The organism is Aliiglaciecola aliphaticivorans, assembly GCF_054782055.1.
In genome coordinates this window covers 16,700-36,584 of sequence record NZ_BAAGTF010000060.1, presented here as the reverse complement: position 1 = coordinate 36,584, position 19,885 = coordinate 16,700, and the positions used below count along the sequence as shown (strand labels likewise).

At 41.3% G+C, this 19,885-nt stretch carries 21 protein-coding genes and 1 riboswitch; of the genes, 15 read left to right on the top strand and 6 right to left on the bottom strand.

The window, feature by feature from the left end; translation table 11 throughout:
* Nucleotides 1–8 precede the first annotated feature (8 nt).
* Nucleotides 9–238, top strand: a riboswitch (molybdenum cofactor riboswitch).
* The 11 genes from moaA (at nt 229) to ACYVIL_RS19820 (ending at nt 8,669) form a co-directional block, all read left to right on the top strand.
* Nucleotides 229–1,197, top strand: coding sequence for a GTP 3',8-cyclase MoaA (gene moaA / locus ACYVIL_RS19870; RefSeq protein WP_303474014.1), 969 nt, complete (start codon nt 229–231; stop codon nt 1,195–1,197). It overlaps the preceding riboswitch by 10 nt.
* A 2-nt stretch (nt 1,198–1,199) precedes the next feature.
* Nucleotides 1,200–1,796: a molybdenum cofactor guanylyltransferase gene (gene mobA / locus ACYVIL_RS19865; protein ID WP_460314434.1), complete on the top strand. Its 597-nt coding sequence runs from the start codon at nt 1,200–1,202 to the stop codon at nt 1,794–1,796.
* A gap of 30 nt (nt 1,797–1,826) precedes the next feature.
* On the top strand, nt 1,827–2,366 hold the full coding sequence (gene moaB, locus ACYVIL_RS19860) for a molybdenum cofactor biosynthesis protein B (RefSeq protein ID WP_303474016.1): 540 nt from the start codon (nt 1,827–1,829) through the stop codon (nt 2,364–2,366).
* Nucleotides 2,367–2,368: 2 nt separating this feature from the next.
* Nucleotides 2,369–2,896, top strand: coding sequence for a cyclic pyranopterin monophosphate synthase MoaC (moaC, locus tag ACYVIL_RS19855; RefSeq protein WP_460314432.1), 528 nt, complete (start codon nt 2,369–2,371; stop codon nt 2,894–2,896).
* 15 nt (nt 2,897–2,911) lie between these two features.
* Nucleotides 2,912–3,154, top strand: a complete 243-nt coding sequence (moaD, locus tag ACYVIL_RS19850) for a molybdopterin converting factor subunit 1 (RefSeq protein ID WP_460314430.1) — start codon at nt 2,912–2,914, stop codon at nt 3,152–3,154.
* 2 nt (nt 3,155–3,156) lie between these two features.
* Entirely contained in the window at nt 3,157–3,630 is a 474-nt protein-coding gene (gene moaE, locus ACYVIL_RS19845) for a molybdopterin synthase catalytic subunit MoaE (protein ID WP_303474020.1), read from the top strand.
* A 280-nt stretch (nt 3,631–3,910) separates the two neighbouring features.
* Nucleotides 3,911–6,166 (top strand): TonB-dependent receptor, encoded by a 2,256-nt coding sequence (locus tag ACYVIL_RS19840; protein ID WP_303474021.1) that lies wholly within the window; start codon nt 3,911–3,913, stop codon nt 6,164–6,166.
* A 10-nt stretch (nt 6,167–6,176) separates the two neighbouring features.
* Nucleotides 6,177–7,250 carry a dienelactone hydrolase family protein gene (locus ACYVIL_RS19835; protein WP_460314427.1) on the top strand — a complete coding sequence of 358 codons (1,074 nt, stop codon included), beginning with the start codon at nt 6,177–6,179 and terminating at the stop codon, nt 7,248–7,250.
* A 21-nt stretch (nt 7,251–7,271) separates the two neighbouring features.
* On the top strand, nt 7,272–7,748 hold the full coding sequence (locus tag ACYVIL_RS19830; RefSeq protein ID WP_303474023.1) for a Rid family detoxifying hydrolase: 477 nt from the start codon (nt 7,272–7,274) through the stop codon (nt 7,746–7,748).
* Nucleotides 7,749–7,838: 90 nt separating this feature from the next.
* Nucleotides 7,839–8,192, top strand: coding sequence for a RidA family protein (locus ACYVIL_RS19825; protein WP_368411641.1), 354 nt, complete (start codon nt 7,839–7,841; stop codon nt 8,190–8,192).
* 75 nt (nt 8,193–8,267) lie between these two features.
* Nucleotides 8,268–8,669: a YkgJ family cysteine cluster protein gene (locus ACYVIL_RS19820; RefSeq protein ID WP_303474025.1), complete on the top strand. Its 402-nt coding sequence runs from the start codon at nt 8,268–8,270 to the stop codon at nt 8,667–8,669.
* Between the two features lie 73 nt (nt 8,670–8,742).
* Here the strand turns inward: ACYVIL_RS19820 and cmoB are convergent, their stop codons facing one another.
* Together cmoB and cmoA are read right to left on the bottom strand one after the other, a co-directional pair.
* Nucleotides 8,743–9,714, bottom strand: coding sequence for a tRNA 5-methoxyuridine(34)/uridine 5-oxyacetic acid(34) synthase CmoB (gene cmoB, locus ACYVIL_RS19815; protein ID WP_460314424.1), 972 nt, complete (start codon nt 9,712–9,714; stop codon nt 8,743–8,745).
* A gap of 1 nt (nt 9,715) precedes the next feature.
* Nucleotides 9,716–10,444, bottom strand: coding sequence for a carboxy-S-adenosyl-L-methionine synthase CmoA (gene cmoA / locus ACYVIL_RS19810; protein ID WP_303474027.1), 729 nt, complete (start codon nt 10,442–10,444; stop codon nt 9,716–9,718).
* Between the two features lie 198 nt (nt 10,445–10,642).
* On the opposite strand from cmoA, the gene ACYVIL_RS19805 reads away from it, so the two are divergent.
* The 3 genes from ACYVIL_RS19805 (at nt 10,643) to ACYVIL_RS19795 (ending at nt 13,310) form a co-directional block, all read left to right on the top strand.
* Entirely contained in the window at nt 10,643–11,266 is a 624-nt protein-coding gene (locus tag ACYVIL_RS19805; protein ID WP_460314422.1) for a response regulator transcription factor, read from the top strand.
* 44 nt (nt 11,267–11,310) lie between these two features.
* A complete protein-coding gene (add, locus tag ACYVIL_RS19800) occupies nt 11,311–12,306 on the top strand; it encodes an adenosine deaminase (RefSeq protein WP_303474029.1) in 996 nt (331 codons plus the stop codon).
* Between the two features lie 314 nt (nt 12,307–12,620).
* The gene (locus ACYVIL_RS19795) at nt 12,621–13,310 is read left to right on the top strand and encodes a hypothetical protein (RefSeq protein ID WP_460314419.1); all 690 of its coding nucleotides are present in this window, start codon (nt 12,621–12,623) and stop codon (nt 13,308–13,310) included.
* A gap of 149 nt (nt 13,311–13,459) precedes the next feature.
* On the opposite strand, the gene fadE is transcribed toward ACYVIL_RS19795, so the two are convergent.
* The 4 genes from fadE to purM all read right to left on the bottom strand — a co-directional run bounded on the left by fadE (nt 13,460) and on the right by purM (nt 18,528).
* Nucleotides 13,460–15,922: an acyl-CoA dehydrogenase FadE gene (gene fadE / locus ACYVIL_RS19790; RefSeq protein WP_460314417.1), complete on the bottom strand. Its 2,463-nt coding sequence runs from the start codon at nt 15,920–15,922 to the stop codon at nt 13,460–13,462.
* 214 nt (nt 15,923–16,136) lie between these two features.
* On the bottom strand, nt 16,137–16,877 hold the full coding sequence (locus ACYVIL_RS19785) for a DUF3108 domain-containing protein (protein WP_303474032.1): 741 nt from the start codon (nt 16,875–16,877) through the stop codon (nt 16,137–16,139).
* The gene (gene purN, locus ACYVIL_RS19780; protein WP_460314415.1) at nt 16,837–17,487 is read right to left on the bottom strand and encodes a phosphoribosylglycinamide formyltransferase; all 651 of its coding nucleotides are present in this window, start codon (nt 17,485–17,487) and stop codon (nt 16,837–16,839) included. Before purN ends, ACYVIL_RS19785 begins: the two co-directional genes overlap by 41 nt.
* Nucleotides 17,488–18,528, bottom strand: coding sequence for a phosphoribosylformylglycinamidine cyclo-ligase (purM, locus tag ACYVIL_RS19775; protein WP_460314413.1), 1,041 nt, complete (start codon nt 18,526–18,528; stop codon nt 17,488–17,490).
* Nucleotides 18,529–18,765: 237 nt separating this feature from the next.
* Between purM and ACYVIL_RS19770 the strand changes: the two genes are divergently transcribed.
* Nucleotides 18,766–19,884 (top strand): DUF2066 domain-containing protein, encoded by a 1,119-nt coding sequence (locus ACYVIL_RS19770; protein ID WP_460314411.1) that lies wholly within the window; start codon nt 18,766–18,768, stop codon nt 19,882–19,884.
* Nucleotide 19,885: the final 1 nt, after the last annotated feature.

Below are 19,885 nucleotides of genomic sequence, written 5' to 3'. Positions count from 1 at the left end.
AAGTGATATTAAAAATGAAACTCCGAGCCTCTACTACTAAGTATTGCAAATAAGTTTTACCGATTTGTTAAAGGTACTTTGTATCTACTTCAGTGAAAACTTATAAAAACAATATAGGTAGTTTTGGCCGCAACTATTATGGGTTGCCAGGGTAAATTGGGAAACTAGTTTGCCTCCCGCTACATGTTCAACAATTTGGTTGTTCGTGACTTTGGAAAGGTGTTTAACGTGTTAAAAGATAAATTTGGGCGTCGCTTCCATTACTTGCGGCTGTCCATTACAGATGTATGTAACTTCAATTGTGACTATTGCCTTCCTGATGGTTATCAATGCGACTCCGATCGTAATTTTTTAGGTTTGTCTGAAATTCGCCATATTTGTGCTGGTTTCGCCACCTTAGGTACCAAGAAAATTAGGATCACCGGAGGTGAACCTTCGTTACGTAAAGACTTGCCAGAGATCATTCAAATAGCCGCCTCTACCCCTGGGATTGAGCAGGTAGCCATTACCACCAATGGTTACCGTTTGCATCAACAAATAGATGCTTGGGCAGACGCAGGACTTAATTCATTGAATGTGAGTATCGATAGTCTCGACCCCCGCATGTTTGAAAGTATTACCGGGCACGATAAACTCGAAACCATTATGTTAGGTATTCAACGCGGCCTTGAGCGCGGCCTGAAGGTGAAAGTCAATGGTGTTTTAATGCGCCAATATAACGGAAATGAACTTGGTGCGTTTTTAGCCTGGTTAAAAAATACGCCTATTACCTTCAGACTGATTGAATTGATGGAAACCGGCGACAATAAAGACTTCTTTAAATTAAATCATTTATCTGGTGAGCCAATTAAACAACATCTACTGGAAGGTGGCTGGAGTCCTGTGATTCAAAATAACACTGCAGGGCCTGCCCAAGAATTTTGGCATCCCGATTATCAAGGTAAAATTGGCCTTATTATGCCTTACAGTAAAGATTTTTGCGCCAGCTGTAACCGCCTTAGAGTAAGTGCTACAGGCAAGTTACACCTCTGTTTATTTGCGGATAAAGGACTAGACATACGACCGTATTTGCAACAAACAGATACCCAACCACTGCAACAACAATTACAGCAATTATTAGGGGATAAAGATGCCACCCACTGGCTTGATCAAGGCTTCACTGGGGCAACTAAACATTTGGCGATGTTAGGCGGTTAGTTATGAACGCTGAACACAGTTCCCTTAATAGCACCTTAGGGTTAATTTTAGCTGGCGGACAATCAAGTCGAATGGGGGTAGACAAAGCGACCTTGAGTCTCCACGGTGAGTCTTTTTTGCAGCTTGCCATCAGACGTTTCGAATCCATTGGCATACACAACTACATTGTAAGTTCCAATACCCTTAAAGGGGCGATGCCTGATCGTAAGACTGGAATAGGACCCTTAGCAGCCTTAGACGCAGTGTTAAGTCTTCCGAAACATAGGTTAAATGGAGCCGACAGTGTATTAGTTGTGCCCATTGATATGCCGCTATTCCCTGCTGATTGTTTAAAGTCTTTGGTTTTAAAAGGCAAGGAACAGCAAGCAGGGGGCTTTTACCGTTCTCAGCCCATGCCATTTATGGTTCAGCTTACTGAACAGTTTGCTGCAATACTGAACCAACAAATTCAGTCCAACAATAGATCTATTTTTGCTTTACTGAATAAACTTAACGCAGTTGAAGTTGAATACGATGATGGTCAAATCGCAAAAGATGCTTTTTACAATGTAAACACTCCCGAGCAAATGCTTAAAATGGAAAACATAAGCCAATGTTAGGAGAATTTAGTATGGTTTTATGGAGGGCTAATGCCTGCAATTAATCACTTTAAATCACTCAATATCGCAGTATTGACTGTGTCAGATACACGGGATGAAGAAACCGACACTTCAGGACGCTATTTAGTTGACGCTGTTACGTCTGCTGGGCATCAGGTGGTAGAAAAACGTATATGTAAAGATGATAAGTATCAACTGCGCAGTATCGTTTCCAATTGGATATTAGCCGACAATATTCACGTTGTGCTTACCACTGGTGGAACAGGTTTTACCCCTAGAGACATGACACCTGAATCTTTAGAAGTGTTATTTGATAAACACATTGAAGGTTTTGGCGAATTGTTTCGACAGATTTCTTATCAGCAAATTGGCACTTCTACTGTGCAATCTAGAGCACTAGGTGGCATGGCCAACGGCACAGCCATATTTTGTTTACCAGGGTCGACCGGGGCTTGCAAAACTGGTTGGCAAGACATTTTATTGGAACAACTGGACAGTCGTCATAAGCCTTGTAATTTTGTCGTGCATTTAAAAAACCTCGATGTTAATCAGTGTGAGTCTAGGGGATAAATGTGCAATCAAATAACAAAGTAAGCCAGCAATCGCCAGATAAAGGAAAGAGCTTAAGCCATATCGATGAACATGGTCAGGCGAATATGGTAGATGTAACTGAAAAAGCGGTAACGCAGCGCACGGCTGTCGCGTCAGGTTTTGTGCAAATGCAAGCCGATACGTTAAACATGATTACCAATGGTCAGCATGCTAAAGGTGATGTATTTGCAGTGGCGCGTATTGCTGGTATTCAAGGGGCGAAAAAATGTGCCGACTTAATACCACTTTGCCACCCATTGATGTTGTCTAAAGTACAAGTGGATTTTTCGGTGGATTCAACGACTAACCGCGTTAATATTCTGGCAACCTGCAAATTGGCGGGGCAAACCGGAGTGGAAATGGAAGCATTGACTGCAGTGTCTGTTGCGGCATTAACCCTGTTTGATATGTGTAAAGCCGTTGACCCTCATATGCTAATAGGTGATATTAAAGTTGAGCAGAAACGTGGTGGAAAAACTGGCAACTGGCTTCGCTCCAGCGCTAGTTAAAAAAAGAGGCTGTTAATGAAAATTCTGTTTTTTGGTCAACTTAGGGAACAACTTGGCGTTGCTGAACTACTGGTGAACGACTGTCCTGATACTGTTGGCGGACTACGAGAAATATTAGCTTCAAGAGGGGATCTTTGGCAGCAATATTTGTCATCTAAGGATGTGTTGGTGGCGGTGAATCAAACCCTTTGTGACTTTGATACTGCTATTCATGAGGACGATGAAATTGCGTTTTTTCCACCTGTTACGGGAGGATGAAAATGGTTGAATCTGCCCCTTTAATCAATATTATCGTCCAGCAGGCTGACTTTGATCATGCACAAGAATATCAGCGGCTAAAGGATCACGGTAGCCAATATGGCGCAATTGTGACCTTTACAGGGTTAGTACGGGATATGAATTTAGGCGAAAGTGTTAGTGGGTTATTCCTCGAACATTATCCAGGTATGACCGAAAAGGTGCTTAACGACCTTGCAAAGCAAGCGGCTCAAAAGTGGTCATTAGGCGCGATGACGATTATTCATCGAGTGGGGCAATTGGCGATTAACCAGCAAATTGTGTTTGTAGGTGTGAGCTCGAAACATCGAAGCGAAGCTTTTGAAGCTTGCCAATTTTTAATGGATTTTTTAAAAACAAATGCACCTTTTTGGAAAAAGGAATTAAGGCAAGGTAGCGAACATTGGATTCAAAAAAAGCAGTCAGACGAATTGGCTGCGCAAAAGTGGGATACATAATCTCACTGCACCTGTCACTTCAATCTTATTTTCACTCTATTTTTTGCTAACGTCTATAATGCCATTAATTGAATTTATAGGTTCAATTAATCAACGTTTATAGTAGCGCTTATTTGTTCCCTGAGACGGCATAATTTGCTCTTGAATTAACAAATTTTTCAATTTCATTAACAACTTAGCTTGCCAAGTAATGAAAATACTATCAACATGGGATTACTGAGCAGCATTGTTTGTTCTGTTAAGTGAATTGTTTTTAAAAATAAAGAAAAAGGAACCTTTAATGAACAATCTCGTTACAGATTTACCTAGCCAATTTTCTATTTATCGCAAGGGAGTGGTTGCCGGTGTTGCACTAGCACTTTCTTCTACTTGTTTTGCACAACAATCACCTGCCGCAGATTCTGACGACCAAGAAGAATATGAAGTTGTTGTCGTTACCGCTCAAAAAAGAACTCAACAATTATCTGAAGTTCCTATTGCCATTTCATCTTTCAGTGCTGCGAGTATCGATCAAACCGGTATTACTCAATTAACAGAATTAGCTGATTTCATCCCTAACTTATCGATCACCCGCACCACTGACTTCACCTCGGCCATTACGATTCGTGGAGTAGGGGCAAATAGCCGTAATATTGGTTTTGATACGCGAGTCGGGGTCTATTTGGACGGGGTATATCTTGGTCAATCACCCGCCTTAAACCAAGAGTTACTAGACTTAGAACGAGTTGAAGTATTGCGTGGACCACAAGGTACCTTATTCGGCAAAAATACTGTCGCTGGTGCGATTAATTTAATTTCCAAAAAACCGTCTGACGAATTAGAAGGAAAGTTTAGTGCGTCTATCGGTAATTTGGGGGCAAGAGAATTTCAAGGGCAGATCAATCTGCCCGTTTCAGATACCAGCGCCGCAAAATTTTCAGTCACTAAGTTAGACCGGGATGGTTACATCAAAAACTTAACCACCGGTAATGATTTAAATGAACGTGATGCATTAGCTTATCGAGGACAATTCCGTTCGCAATTATCTGATAAATTAGAATTAAATTTCAGTGTTGATGGTCTCAATACGGAACGCTTGTCCTTTTTAGGGGAAGCGATATCAGATACATTCAGCACTACACTGGACGCTGCAGCACCGGAGAAAGACGAAGTAGCAACGACCATAGATACTTATGAAAAGCGCGATATAGTTGGTGGCTCATTGGATCTTTCTTATCAAATGGACAGTGGTTACGATATAAAATCTATTACTGCATATCGCGATACGGATATTTTTTACCGTAATGACTCAGATTATTCAGTGGTCGACTTTCTCGTCATAGAATATTCAGACCAATACGAGCAATGGTCTCAAGAGTTTCAAATTATATCTCCTCAGGATGAGTCAGCGTTTGATTACGTAGCAGGCCTATATTTATATCGTCAGGACGCCGAAACACGACGTGATGCAATCAATGGTGCTCATGCATTTCTGTTAGGTAATGTGCCAGGTTCAGTGGTGACTAATACCGGTTTTGTAACAACCGATAGTTACGCTGCTTATTTTAACGGGGGTTATGATCTATCTGAGGACAGTTCTTTGGCATTAGGACTGCGCTACACTACGGAAGAAAAAGATCTAGACTGGTTATTAGATGGTTCTGCTTCAGGCATTTTTGGAATTGGCAGTACCGATGGTCCACTCATTGATTCGCGCAGTGATAACTATATCTCTTATGCGTTGAGTTTTAATCATTCTTTTAATAAATCCTTAAACGGTTATGCAAAATATTCCACCGGCTTCAAAAGTGGTGGGTATAACCTCGATTTTATCACCAATGCTGACTTAGCTGCCGGTATTCAATTCGATAAAGAAACGGTGGGCAGTGCAGAATTAGGGTTAAAAGGTAACTTTTACCGTAACAGTCTAATTTTAAACTTTGCGGCATTCAGATCAGAGTTTGAGAACTATCAAGTTAATCAGTTTATTGATTTGGGGAATGGTGCATCTTCTATTTCCATCCGCAATGCTGCTAAGGCTAATACCCAAGGCATAGAGCTTGAAATGACTTACAGACCTATTAGTAACTTAGAAATTCAAGCAAGTATGGGGTTATTAGATACTGAATTTGATAGCTTTCCCGGTGGTTTAACTGGAGGCGGTAATGCGGAAGGAAAAGACCTGATAAATGCGCCTGACAGCAACTTCTCAATTGGTGCGCAATACATTACTGAAATTAGCTCACTGAATGCTGATTTAACGTTGCGTTTAGATGTGACTCACAGCAGTGGTTTCTTTACTACCGTTGATAATGTTGAAACTGCCACTTTGGCCGATGGCACTGTGGTCGAATTTGGTCATGTAGACAGTATTACTTTGGTCAATGCTCGTATCGGTTTACTCGGCACGAATAATGGTTGGGAAGCCTATCTTTGGGGACGTAATCTAGCCGATGTGCGCGATCCCATTGATAATCGTAAAGACTTTTTCGGTACTGTCACCACCAATTATCAAGAGCCTCGCACTTACGGTGTAGAAGTCGTTTATAGCTTCTAAGGAGAAAACAATGCGATTGTTTTTGTTGTGTTTAGCATGTGTCTCATTCGTTAGTTTATCGCAGGAAAAGAGGCAGCCACCGCCACTACCTGATTTTCCGGATTATCCAGCCATCAGTAAGGTGACTGAAAACACCCATGGTGAAGTGTATTTTTCTTCAGTCACTCCTGGAGATTATAAATGGTTGGTTTTGCCGGAACAGACACTTGCTACCACTACGGTTAAAGGGCAATTGTTCTTACCACCAGGTGCCAGTGCTGACAACCCGGTACCCGCTATGGTGATACTCCACGGTAGCGGCGGAATTCTGCCGAGCCGTGAGCTTGCCTATGGTCAATGGATGGCTGATCATGGGATTGCGGGTTTAGTCGTAAATTCCTACGAAGCGAGGGGGGTAACCGAAGAGACACCTTATGGACTGAGAGTGGCAATTGTCAGTGATGCTGATGAAACTGCTGATGCCTATAGTGCGCTTACATTTCTAAATCAGCACCCGGCAATTAATCCTGAAAAAATAGGGTTAATGGGTTTTTCTTATGGTGGCATGGCGACTCGCGCTGCTTTAGATAGTCGTATTCAGCAAAATATGGCTCCACAGGTATCGCCATTTGCCTTACATTTAGATTATTACGGGCCTTGTCATTTTGACTTGCAAACGGCTAAAACCACCGGAGCGCCTTTGTTCAGCTTACGTGGGGCCGAAGACAAATCAAATGACTTGGAGGCTTGTGCACGTCTTGAAAATCGTTTAAGAGACGCAGGTTCGGCAATTGGTAGTACTATTTTCCCCAGTGCTGGTCACGGGTGGGAAATGGCTACCCCAAGGCAATTCATTGCTACGTTAAACCCCGCACCATGCAAACAAGTATTGTTGGAAAATGGTGATTGGCAAATTGACGGTACTACAATTGCGGTACCCGCTGAATTGAGTCGCCAAGAACAGTACCATTTTCGACTCGGCTTATTAGGACAAATGCAACAGTCTTGTATGTCTGAGGGATATATAATGGGACAAGATAAGCAAACCCATAGTCTTTCTAATTTACTACTTGCTCAATATACCGCTGCGTATTTATTAAATTAATTACAGCATAAAGGAGTTGTTATGAAGTGTTTGGCTACTGTATTTTTCGTTCTTTTTAGTTTGGTATCGTTGTTTCCAGTTGCCAGTCACGCTAATCCACAAGCTAGTAACAGCATAAAGCGTCTGAGCTCTGAGCAATTTAAACAGTTAAATTTGCCATTCTCTCAAGCTGTAGAAGCCAATGGCATTTTATATTTGTCAGGGGAGTTGGGTGTCATTCCTGGACAACTAAAGCTGGTAGAAGGTGGCGTGGTGGCCGAAACACATCAGGCTTTGCAAAATATTAAAGCAACCCTAGAGCGTTTTGGCTCCGGCATGGATAAGGTGATTAAATGCACGTTGTTTCTGGCAGATATAAACGAATGGGGAGATGTGAATAACGTTTATGTGCAATATTTTAAAGACTCACTACCTGCGCGAAGTGCCGTTGCAGGCAGTGGTTTAGGGTTAGGCGGTCGAGTTGAAATTGAATGCATGGCGTTGGCTGCCGACGCTTAAGCTTTTAAAGCGAGCGTTAACCAATAGTCGTTTAAGTTAGGTTGGCTCTCGTGTTATCCTCCGCCGCACTTCAACTTAGCCGATCCTAAAATAATGATAGAAAGAATTGAAACCAGTGCCAGAATGAGTCGTATTGTTAAACATAACGGCACGATTTATTTGTGTGGGCAAGTCTGCAAAGACGCCGAAAAAGATATTACTGAACAAACCACCACTATGCTTGAAAAAGTCGATGAGCTTTTACAAAAAGCAGGTAGTGATAAAGAACATCTACTTTCGGCAACCATTTATGTTAAAGACATGAGCTATTTCGCTGCCATGAATGCGGTGTGGGATGCTTGGGTGCCGGAAGGTCATGCGCCTGCAAGAGCTTGTGTGGCAGCTAAAATGGCCCGAGAAGCCTTATTGGTTGAGATTTCTGTAGTCGCAGCAGAGATAGTCTAATCTTCAACTTTAAATCCCGATGAATTTTCATATTTGTTAGACTACAGTGGGGTTTAGTTTTTAAATTTGTGAATAATGAAAGACTGCAATCAATGTGGAAAGTGCTGTATTAAATACGGTGGTGGTGATCTAAGCGCTTCAAAAGAAGAAATAGACTTGTGGGAATTATTTAATCCTGAGATTTTTGATTACGTGAAAAACAATCAAATTTGGTTTGATCCTAAATCAGGCATAAGACTGAAAACCTGTCCTTTTCTTGAAATAGAGCCACAAGCCAATGGGCTTTCCCCTAAAAAATACAGCTGCAGTATTTATGAAAATAGACCGGAAGATTGTCGCCATTATCCCAGTCTTATTTCAGAAATGATCCGGGATGAATGTGAAATGATTGAAATAAAAGATATTAGCGATCAAACACAAGCACAGAAAGCCCTTGATATATTGATGAAAGATAGTCGGCCATCAAACTTTTCCTAAGAGTATAAAACCAAGTTTGCCCTTAGCTTAGAAACATGTAAGTCATTTGATAGGGCGTTTTAAGAATGCCCTATCAAGTTGTCGCGGTAAGCACTGCACGAATTGGGGCAGGGTAGCCCTCAATGGTTTTAGTATGATCGGTGGGATCTAAAAAGTCCGCCAAAGATTGGCTGTCCATCCAATCCGTTTTGCGCTGCTCTTGCAAACTGGTGGGCCCCACATCAACCACTTTAACGTCTTTAAAACCAACGCGTTCTAACCATACCGTAAGCGCTTTTGTGCTGGGTAAAAACCACACATTACGCATTTGCGCATAGCGCTCACCAGCCATCAATACACTGTGTTCATCACCTTCAATGACCAGTGTTTCTAAAACCAATTGTCCACCAGGTCGAAGTTGCTGTTTGAGTTGTTGTAAAAAATCAATTGGGCTACGTCTATGATACAAAACACCCATAGAAAATACCGTATCAAAGGCTTTTAACTCAGGTAACTGTTCAACGCCTATTGGCAACAAATGAATGTTAGGGTTGGGGTTAAAATGCTTAATGACCTGAAATTGCATAAGAAACAACTGAGTCGGATCTATGCCCACTACAAACTTTGCTTGTTCGCCTAGCATTCGCCACATATGGTATCCACTACCACAACCAATATCTAAAACTGTTCTGTCTTTTAGTGATTCTATATGGGGTAAAACACGATCCCATTTCCAATCTGAACGCCATTCAGTATCAATGAAAATATCGTGAATATAAAAAGGCCCTTTACGCCAAGGTTTAAATTGCTTTAACAGACCTGTTATTTGACGTTTCGTGTATTCATCAATATCGTCTGCTCTACCAATTTTCACATCAGACTTTAATTCAACCGAAGTGACGTCCGTGTTGGGAAGTTTGCTCAGTAACTTTTGCCATTTTGCATAATCACCGTGTAATTGTTGTTTCTCCCAGGCGGAAATTTGTGCAGGTAATACGTTCAGCCAGTCGCTTAATGCTGTTTCGGCAATTAGACTATAAAACTGTTTAAACCATTGATGTGCCATTTTATTTCACCACTAACATTGATGTAAAATTGAAGCAACAAAACCACATCACAAAGTTTTTAAAACCTGCATTGGCCAGTCTCGTTTTATGGGTTTCCAATGAATCAACTAACATGACATTTTCAATCGCTGAACGCTTTTGACTGATTTCCAACTCGCTGTATCCATTGTTGCGTTTGAATTCATGGTGCAAATCAATAACCAAATCATTGGCTAAGTCATTTTCATGGCGAATTTTTTCAGACAGCACCAGTACACCGCCTGGCTTCATACCAGCGTAAATTTTTTGGATCAGAAAATCCCGTTGAGTCGGTGGAATGAATTGCATAGTGAAATTAAGTACAACTACCGAGGCATTTGCTATCTCAATATCAAGAATATCATCACAATACACATTGGTTGGAATATCTGATTTAAATGCGTTTAAATGCAACAAACATTTATCAACCATCGCTTGGGAGTTATCAACCGCAATAATTTGACAACCTGTTTGTTTAACACTGCGGCGCATGGCTAGGCTTGCAGCCCCTAATGAGCAGCCTAAATCGTATAGATTAGTGTCTTGCTGAGCAAAACGATTAGCAATTAGTCCAATGTTATCAATTATAGTACTGTAACCCGGCACAGAACGTTGGATCATATCAGGAAATACTTGAGCAACTGCCTCATCAAAACAAAAGTCGTTAACTTTAGACTTAGGTTGCGAGTAGATCGCGTCTTTTTGGTTCATCGTTTTTAACTCACAAACACGAATATAGAAAAATTTCGGCAATTCTACCTGTGGCGATCAGTGTTAGCAAATTAAGCTCAATCTATTGAAATTATGGGTACAAGTTGAAAAACTTAGTTTAAACTTGAGCAAATATAGACTAAAGTCTAAGGCAGGTTTTGACGATAATTTAAATAAGTAAAATAAAAGGGAAGTTTCATGCCTAAATTTCTAATAGCGGACGATCATCCGCTATTCAGGGAAGCATTAAAAGGTGCTTTGAGTCCGTTATATAAAGACGTTGCATTTGTTGAATCAGATGCACTTGAGACAACATTAGATTCATTAGAAACTTGTGGCGATATAGATATTATTTTGCTTGATTTAAGCATGCCGGGTTGTGAGAATTTTTATGGCATCATTCGGGTCTGTGGAGATTTTCCAGATGTCCCTGCTAGTGATCATCCTAAAGTGGTTTCCCAGGCTATTGGTTATGGTGCAAAAGGATTTGTTTCGAAATCTGCGGCAATTTCCTCCATTGCAGAAGCTATCGATAACGTCCTTAACGGAGGGACCTGGCTTCCTGAAGAAATGAAAAGCCAGATTGATAGCATCTCAGCTGAGCAGCAAGAAATTGCTCTAATGGTGGCTGAATTAACCCCTAAGCAATTTCAAGTGTTAAATTATTTGCAAGAAGGCATGCTCAATAAGCAAATTGCCTATGATATGGACGTTACGGAAGCAACGGTTAAAGCTCATACTAGTGCAATATTTAAAAAGCTGAAAGTCAACACCAGAACACAAGCTGTATTGTTGGTTGAAAAATTGCAGTCAAATATTTAAATCTTAGGTAATAGGAAGATTACTTATTTTTCAAGGTCAATACGATGATAGATTACTCACTTCCTTTAGTCGATTTGCATCGACACTTAGATGGGAATATTCAGCCCCATGTCATTTGGGAGCTTGCTCAAAAACATCAAATTGAGCTTCCCGCGAAAACCCTGCAAGAAGTAGAGAAATTAACTCAAATTCACGATAAAACCAGTGATTTGTTGGCGTTTCTGGCGAAACTCGATGTAGGGGTGTCGGTATTAGCTGATTATGATGCGTGTTATCAAGTTGCCTATGAAAACATGCGTGATGCGAAAAATAGCCGCTTAGATTATGTTGAGTTACGCTTTTCTCCATACTATATGGCGCAATCCCATAATTTGAATATGGTTGAGTTAATTTCCGCCGTTATCGATGGGGTTAGAGCCGGCGAGAAAGATTTTGCCGTAAAAGCGAATTTAATTGGCATCTTGAGTCGTACCTTTGGTGCTGACATTTGCATGCAAGAGCTCGAGGCGTTACTTCATTATCAAGATGATATTGTGGCACTTGATTTAGCTGGTGATGAGTTAGGTTATCCAGCTGAGTTATTTACCGATCATTTTGTTAAAGCTAGGGATGCCGACTGGCATATTACGGTACATGCCGGTGAAGCTGATGGTCCGCAAAGTATTTGGAACGCGATTTATAAATTAGGCGCAAGTCGCATTGGCCACGGAGTTTCCGCTGTCCAAGATGAAAAGTTATTGGTTTATATGGCGGATAACAACATTGCTATTGAGTCTTGCCCAACGTCCAATTACCAAACTGCCACCGTCAAAAATTTAAAACATCATCCGCTGGCAACTTTTTTAAAGCATCAAGTTTTAGTTACCTTAAATACCGATGATCCAGCGGTTTCAAATATCGATATTGCCCATGAGTATCAGGTTGCTAACGAGGTTCTTGGCATATCCGAGCAGCAGTTGAAAAATATTCAGCTTAACGGGGTAAAAGCCGCGTTTTTAAGTGAAGACGACAAAAAAACACTGTTAGATAAAAAAATCTAAGACGGGCAGTGAAAAAGTCTTCTTTACTATTGTGTTTAAACAGCAGGGAAGCAATCGGCACTTTACTCGAGATAGGTTTGAGCATGGCTTTTAAGACTTAAAGGGCATTTTCTTTTCGTCAATTTCATTCAACAATGAGGTGCTTAGGAGCAAACTCCCGATTTGGCAATTAGGAAGTAAAATAGCCAATGTCAATGCAACCCTTTGGCTCATATTTAAAGAAAACGATTACAGGCGTAGGTTTTTTTAGTTAAAGGATTGTGATGGTGAACGACAACAATTTCCAACCTGCCTTGAAGGGCTTTTGTTGGATTATGTCTGTGATAAGTCTGGCCTTACTAAGTGGCTGCGTTTCACACCCCACGGTTTTTGTTTACGCCAAGTATTTAGACAAGCAACAACGCCTTGACCTCGACCATGCCTTAACAGAAGAGAAGTTTTTAGTTGAGTTTAATCAACTCGATTTTCCTACAACAATTACTGAAAATACCATCTTATATTCATTGTTATTAGACGATCCTGAAACCTTAGCCCGCGCAGAAAACCTATTTGCACAACTAGGTGTCCCTATTAACAATATTCAAGGTCTCACTAAAGGTAATCATTGGTACACTAAAAACTCCCTTGCACTTTTTATTTTTCCAGAACAAAGCCATGAGCACGGTGTATTTAAACAAGATCTCGCCCACGTCTATCAATTACAACTCAGTGAAGGATGTAATTTAAAGGTCGATTTGGAGTTAGCATCCAATGGAAAATACCGTTTCATTATTGATAATCCATCTGCACAGATTGAAAGTTATTTAATCGGAGATTGGTTATACAGACAGTATCCATATTTAGAATTGCGCCCTGAAAATGCACCCTACAGTTCGGCATATTTTGAAATTTCTAAGGTATTAAAGGAAGATCAAATCAGTAAAATTGATTTCACACAATTGACCGTCATTGAATCGAAAGTTGTGCCCATGGGATGTGTGTTACAACACGGATTACGATACTAGTCTGAAACAATGGGGCGCTGTTGGGGGAAATTCGATGTATTTTGAGTTATTCTTGCAAACGAATTAGGCTGGAGTTGAATAAAAAAAATCCCACTTCAAAAGTGGGATTTTTGCATCATTATGATTTGTGCTAAGGCGTTATTTATTCATTAACTTGCCTTGCTACGACTCTTTCTTTTAGGCTTGAGTAAGGTTTTATCAGCCATTAACTCTTCAGATGTAAAGTCGTCAACGTTTATGGTATCTAATCGACCTTGCTCTGCGCGCGCCATTAACTCAGACTCTTCCGCGGTTAATACACCTAGTTCTAAGCCTTTTTTACCTACTTCATCTAACTGGGTGAAAGGGAAGCGCTGTTCTGCGGCCTTACAGACTTTGTCGTAAAGGGGTTCAACAGCTAGAATGTCATCTAAAATTTGCTCTAATTTACCCATAGGGTTGCCTTCGTCGCGGCCCAGATATTGACCTTCACCTAAGCGATTACGGGCATCTCCAGGCGTTTGCAGCAAGGTGGCAATTTGATGATCGAGTTCATCGGCAGGTTTAGCGAAACTCTTGCCAAAGGGCATAATGATCCCTCGAAGAAAGTAGCCTAATGCCTTATTCGGGAAGTTATGCAATAACTCATCAATGGCGGTTTCTAACGAGTACAAACAGTCTTGCATGGCGCGATGTACCAGTATTAAATCTTCTTTTTGACGACCTTGATCATCAAACTTTTTAAGGGTAGCAGAGCCTAAATACAGGTAACTGAGAATATCCCCTAAACGAGCCGATAGCCTTTCTTTGCGTTTCAATTCACCGCCAAGTACACCCATTGCTACATCAGATAGCAATGCCATATTGGCACTGTAACGTTTCATGGCTTTGTAGTATTGACTGGTTTCATCGTCAAAAGGGGAGTCTGCGGTGATTGCACAGGTTAGTGAATACCATCCGCTTCTGAAGAAGTTGCTCATTGCAAACCCAATGTGTCCGAATACTGCTTGGTCAAATTCTGCCAAAGCTTCATTTTCATCTTCTTTGCCTGCGGCATACATTTCTTTCAACACAAAGGGATGACAGCGAATCGCACCTTGCCCATAAATCATCATATTACGGGTTAAGATGTTCGCGCCTTCAACGGTAATTGAAATGGGGGTACCTTGATAAGCTCTACCCAAATAGTTATTTGGACCAAGCATGATGCCTTTACCACCGTGAACATCCATGGAATCGTTAACCACAGAGCGAATTTTTTCCGTTAGGTGATATTTACAGATGGCTGAGATAACCGAAGGTTTTTCACCTAAATCTACTCCTTTGGTGGATAAACTCGTTACCGCGTCCATCATATAAGCGTTAGAGCCAATACGGCCTAACATCTCTTCAATACCTTCCATTTTACCTACGGGCATTTTGAACTGGCGACGAATACGTGCATAAGCACCTGTGGCTAAAGCCATGGTTTTTGTACCACCGGCTGCAGTTGAAGGCAAGGTAATACATCGTCCAACTGATAAGCACTCAACCAACATACGCCAGCCTTGGCCGGCCATTTCTGCACCACCAATAATATAATCTAGAGGAACAAAGATGTCGGTGCCTTTCAATGGTCCGTTTTGGAAGGGGACATTTAACGGAAAATGACGGTTACCAATTTCTAAGCCTTCAGTATCCCGGGGAATTAAGGCGCAGGTGATACCTAAATCAGGTTCATCGCCTAATAGACCTTCAGGGTCGGTCATCTTAAAGGCTAAGCCGATAACAGTGGCTACAGGGGCTAGGGTAATATAGCGTTTATCAAAGGTCAGTTTCATACCAATGATTTCTTCGCCTTCCCAAGTGCCTTTGCAGACGACGCCGGTGTCTGGAATTGCGCCTGCATCTGAACCTGCTTCTCTGCCAGTTAGGGCAAAACAAGGAATTTCGTCACCTGTGGCTAGGCGCGGCAAATAGTGATCTTGTTGTTCGGTAGTACCATAGTGTTGAAGTAGTTCTCCAGGACCTAAAGAGTTCGGTACACCGACCGTTGTGGCCAAAACTGCGTTGCATCCAGACAATTTTTGTAAAACTCTGGATTGAGCATAAGCTGAGAATTCTAATCCGCCGTATTTCTTTTTAATGATCATGGCGAAGAATTTATTGTCTTTCAGAAATTGCCAAGTTTCAGGGGATAAATCGGCACGGGTATGATGGACTTCCCAGTCATCCACCATGCGGCAAGCTTCTTCCACTGGCCCATCTAAAAATGCCTGCTCTTCAGCGCTTAATACCGCCTTAGGAATGGCATGCAATTTCTGCCAATCAGGATCACCACTGAAAATTTCGCCGTCCCACCAAACTGTACCCGCATCAATCGCTTCTTTTTCAGTGGTGGACATTTCCGGCATAATTTTGCGATACATATCTAACATCGGCTGGGTCATGTACTGCTTTCTAATGGACTCCATGTTTAATGGAATTGCAATGGCTAAAAACACTAACCAAGTGAAAAAGCCTACATACCCAAACGTTGTTGCAAGCAGCAATACTAAGCCCACTATCACACTGGCGTTTAATAACTTCAGCCTGAGAAAGCTGACGACGCCTACAGCACCGATAACGGTGACTAACCACAATATAATATTCATTCAAAAGACCTTTTTCTGACTAAGAACTAAAAATATGCCTGTTTTTGATGGAGATCAAATGCATTCATCTTATAGCTAATTATAAGCATGGCTATATTAGCGCTGTTTTCAAGCCTAAATTGCTAAATAGACGTTTTCTTTGCGCGAGATCTAACGTTTTAAAAATAGTTGACCTATTACAGGAATTATTACGTAATTTTATGCAAAGTGGATGTTAGTTTGCTTCTGGACCCGATGAAAAAGCAGAAAGCTGTATGTCACCTTGCTCTTCTCCGTCTTTAAGCTGCTTTAATCTAACTAACTGATAGTTGAGTGATGGTGCAAACCATGCGTAGGTTTCTCGGCTAGAATTGGGACGAACAATTTTGACTTTAACACCTTCTAGCAAGCCATAGGGGAGTGACAATTGCTCAGTAGACATAACCACAAGATTATATTGTCTTAGCTCTCCACGATAGTTCAATAGATTGTATTGTAAGTCTTTTTTGCCTTCAGCCAATTGCAATTGAATGTCTAAACGATAAAGTTGATTATCGAATTCATTATGCCAATGTAAGCTTGAGTCGTTATTTATTTTGATGGAATTCTTTTGTCGGTCAAACTGAGCAACTAAGCTCTTATCAGAACCAAATCCCGTTCGCTCGTAGTTATATTTGAAAGGAACAATTTTATCGTCAGTAAAGCTAAACAAACTAACTTCACTGCGTTTATCAGACAGAAAAAACATGGATACTTTGGATTGATAAGACAACCGAAAACGTTCACGACCCAGGGATTCCAGTTTTAGCTCGGCAGTACCCAGTTCCTTACCATAGCGAAATGCTTTGTATTGGGCATCGAATTCAATCAATTCAGCAGCGTGTGCGCTAGCACCTAAGGTTAGGCAGAATAAAACTATTCCGCTAAATAAGCATTTAATCAGTCGCATATCCGTTTTGAGGAAGTTCCTGTCCATCTAATACTGCCTTATTGTTGATCATCATTAATCGCTGCCTACAGAACCAGTCTACAACAAGTGGATAAATATTTCGCTCTTGTTGCTGAACTCTTTGAGCTAATTCAGCGGCTGTATCATGCTCAAAAACTGGCACTTTGGATTGAATAATTACCGGGCCACCATCCAGTTCTGGTGTCACAAAGTGCACAGAAGCACCATGCTCTAAATCTTTCGCATCAATGGCTTTTTGATGGGTATTTAAACCTTTGTATTTAGGCAGTAGAGAAGGGTGGATGTTAACCATCTTGCCACTAAAACTACTCACAAATTGTTCGGTTAAAATACGCATAAATCCAGCCAGTACCACTAAGTCAGGGGAGTACTTGTCAATTTCTGCTTTCAACGCCTGGTCATATTCACCGCGGCTTTCAAATTCCCGATGGTTTACGCAAAGTGCGTCAATACCAGCATTTTGTGCCCGCTGAAGACCAAATGCAGTGGGTTCGTTTGAAATAACGGCGGTAACCTGAGCGATATCCGTTTTATCACTAAAGTAGTCGATAATGGCCTGTAAATTAGAGCCATTACCAGAGACTAAAACAACAATAGATTTTACTGAACCGTTCAATTAAACAATCTCAACTTGTTCTTGTTCTTCACCGCACTGGGCTATTTCACCCAATACCCAGGCATTTTCACCTAGCTCATTCAGATAATTCACTGCCCCTTCGGCTTCTGCTTGAGGTAATACAATCATCAGACCAACACCACAGTTAAAAGTTCGGAACATTTCATGTTCAGTGATGTTGCCATTTTCTTGTAACCAATCAAAAATCGCTGGGCGTGTCCAACTATCTCGCTTCACCACTGCTTTAGCATTATCTGGTAATACTCGAGGTATGTTTTCCCAGAAACCACCGCCAGTGATATGGGAAATGGCATGTACTGGGTGTTTTTCCAATAGCGCTAAAACCGACTTCACATAAATTCGAGTGGGTTCCAATAGGTGGTCAGCAATGGTGCTATCTTGAAATGGTGTTTCAGGATCGGTACCGCTAACTTCCAATACTTTTCGGACTAACGAGTAGCCATTAGAATGAGGACCTGAAGAGGCCAGTGCAATGATGGCATCGCCTGGTGCGACTTTACTGCCATCGATCACTTCGTCAGCTTCAACTACGCCAACACAGAATCCTGCTACGTCGTAATCGTTACCGTGATACATGCCAGGCATTTCAGCCGTTTCGCCACCAATGAGTGCACAACCGGATAATTCACAACCTGCTCCGATGCCACTAACCACTTCAGTTGCAGTGTCAACATCGAGCTTACCTGTTGCGTAATAATCTAAGAAGAATAACGGCTCAGCTCCTTGCACGATTAAATCGTTAACACACATTGCAACTAAATCAATACCAATTCCAAAGTGGCGTTTTAGGTCCATTGCCAATCTGAGTTTAGTTCCTACTCCATCGGTACCTGACACCAAAAGAGGTGAGCGATACTTTTGAGGAATTGAACACAGCGCACCGAAACCTCCCAAACCGCCTTTCACTTCTGGACGGTGAGTTTTCTTGGTCACTGACTTGATTCGTTCTACCAGTTGATTTCCTGCATCAATATCGACGCCTGCGTCTTTATAGCTCAGAGATGGGTTAGAATCGCTCACAATATTCCTCAGTAAAAAATTTTTGCGGATTTTATCAGTATGGCAAAAGAAAAGGTACTGTAAATCAAGGTATTTTCTAGCAAGGTAACAAAGTTTGTCAGGGAAGTAGATTTTTTTAACAAAAAAAACGTCAATTTGCTGGAAAAACATACGTTAATGCTAAACATACATTAAACAATTGATGAAATTTTATTTTAGATCTATGACAATACTGCTTTGAATTTTCAAGAGTGTTTAATGCGAATGCGTTGTCTGCTGTTTTTAACGTTATTACTTATTGGCCAAATTAACGGAGCGAAGGCTGCGGTTGTTGAAGGACTGTATAACGCGTCTGTCGTCGTTGATGACCAATCTATAACGGCGCAAAAAAAAGCAGTGAAGCAAGCGCTTGCTGAAGTCTTAGTGAAGGTCAGCGGAAATAGAGGGTTGTTGACCGACAAGGAAATTAAAGGCTATATAAATAATGCACAGAATATCCTACTGGCATATACCTATGAATCAACCGCTGAAGGACTATTGTATAAAGCAGAGTTTGATGTAAATCAGGTAGAAAGCATACTGCGTTCAACCGGTTTTTCTATTTGGGGTAAGCATCGTCCTCAAACCCTCGTATGGTTGGCAATAGAAGATAAAGACACGGGCACTCGTCAGCTGTTAACCGATAGTGAGCATCAAAATTTAATCGACTTGGCAAAACAAACCGCCAATAGTCGTGGTATTGAAATCGCTTTTCCAATCATGGACTTAACGGATATTCAGCAGGTAAGTGTTTACGATGTTTGGTCGAGTTACACCCAAAACTTGGTCGAAGCCAGTGAACGTTATGGTACCGAATACGTCATGTCAGGGCGTTTGTTTTATCGTACTGAACAACCGGTTAGTAGCTTGTTAGAGGATGATGAAGCCCTGCAGCAAGTCGAGCCTAAAAAACTCAATGTGTGGGTACTTGAATGGCTGATCACGCGTCGCGGTACATTTGATTCTGGTGAGGTAGAAGCGAGCTCACCAGAAGATGCAGTGCAAAAAGCCATAGATATGATCACCGATAAATTAGCTGCAAAATATGCAATAGAAGCAATAGCGGGCGACGGTTCTGATAATAAAACACAAATCGTGATTGGGAATATTTCATCCTTAACTGCCTACGTGGACGTGTTAGAATTTTTAACTAACTTGTCAGTGGTTATCGATGTGACTTTGGTTGAACAACAAGGTGGTTTTTCCACGTTTGAGTTGGAATTGTTTGGGGCAAAGGAAAATCTTGACGAAGCATTCCTGTTAGACAATAGAATTGAAAGTCCAAGGGACGGTTTTAGTCAACCTGAAGTCAATAAACCCTATTTTTGGAGACCTTAAT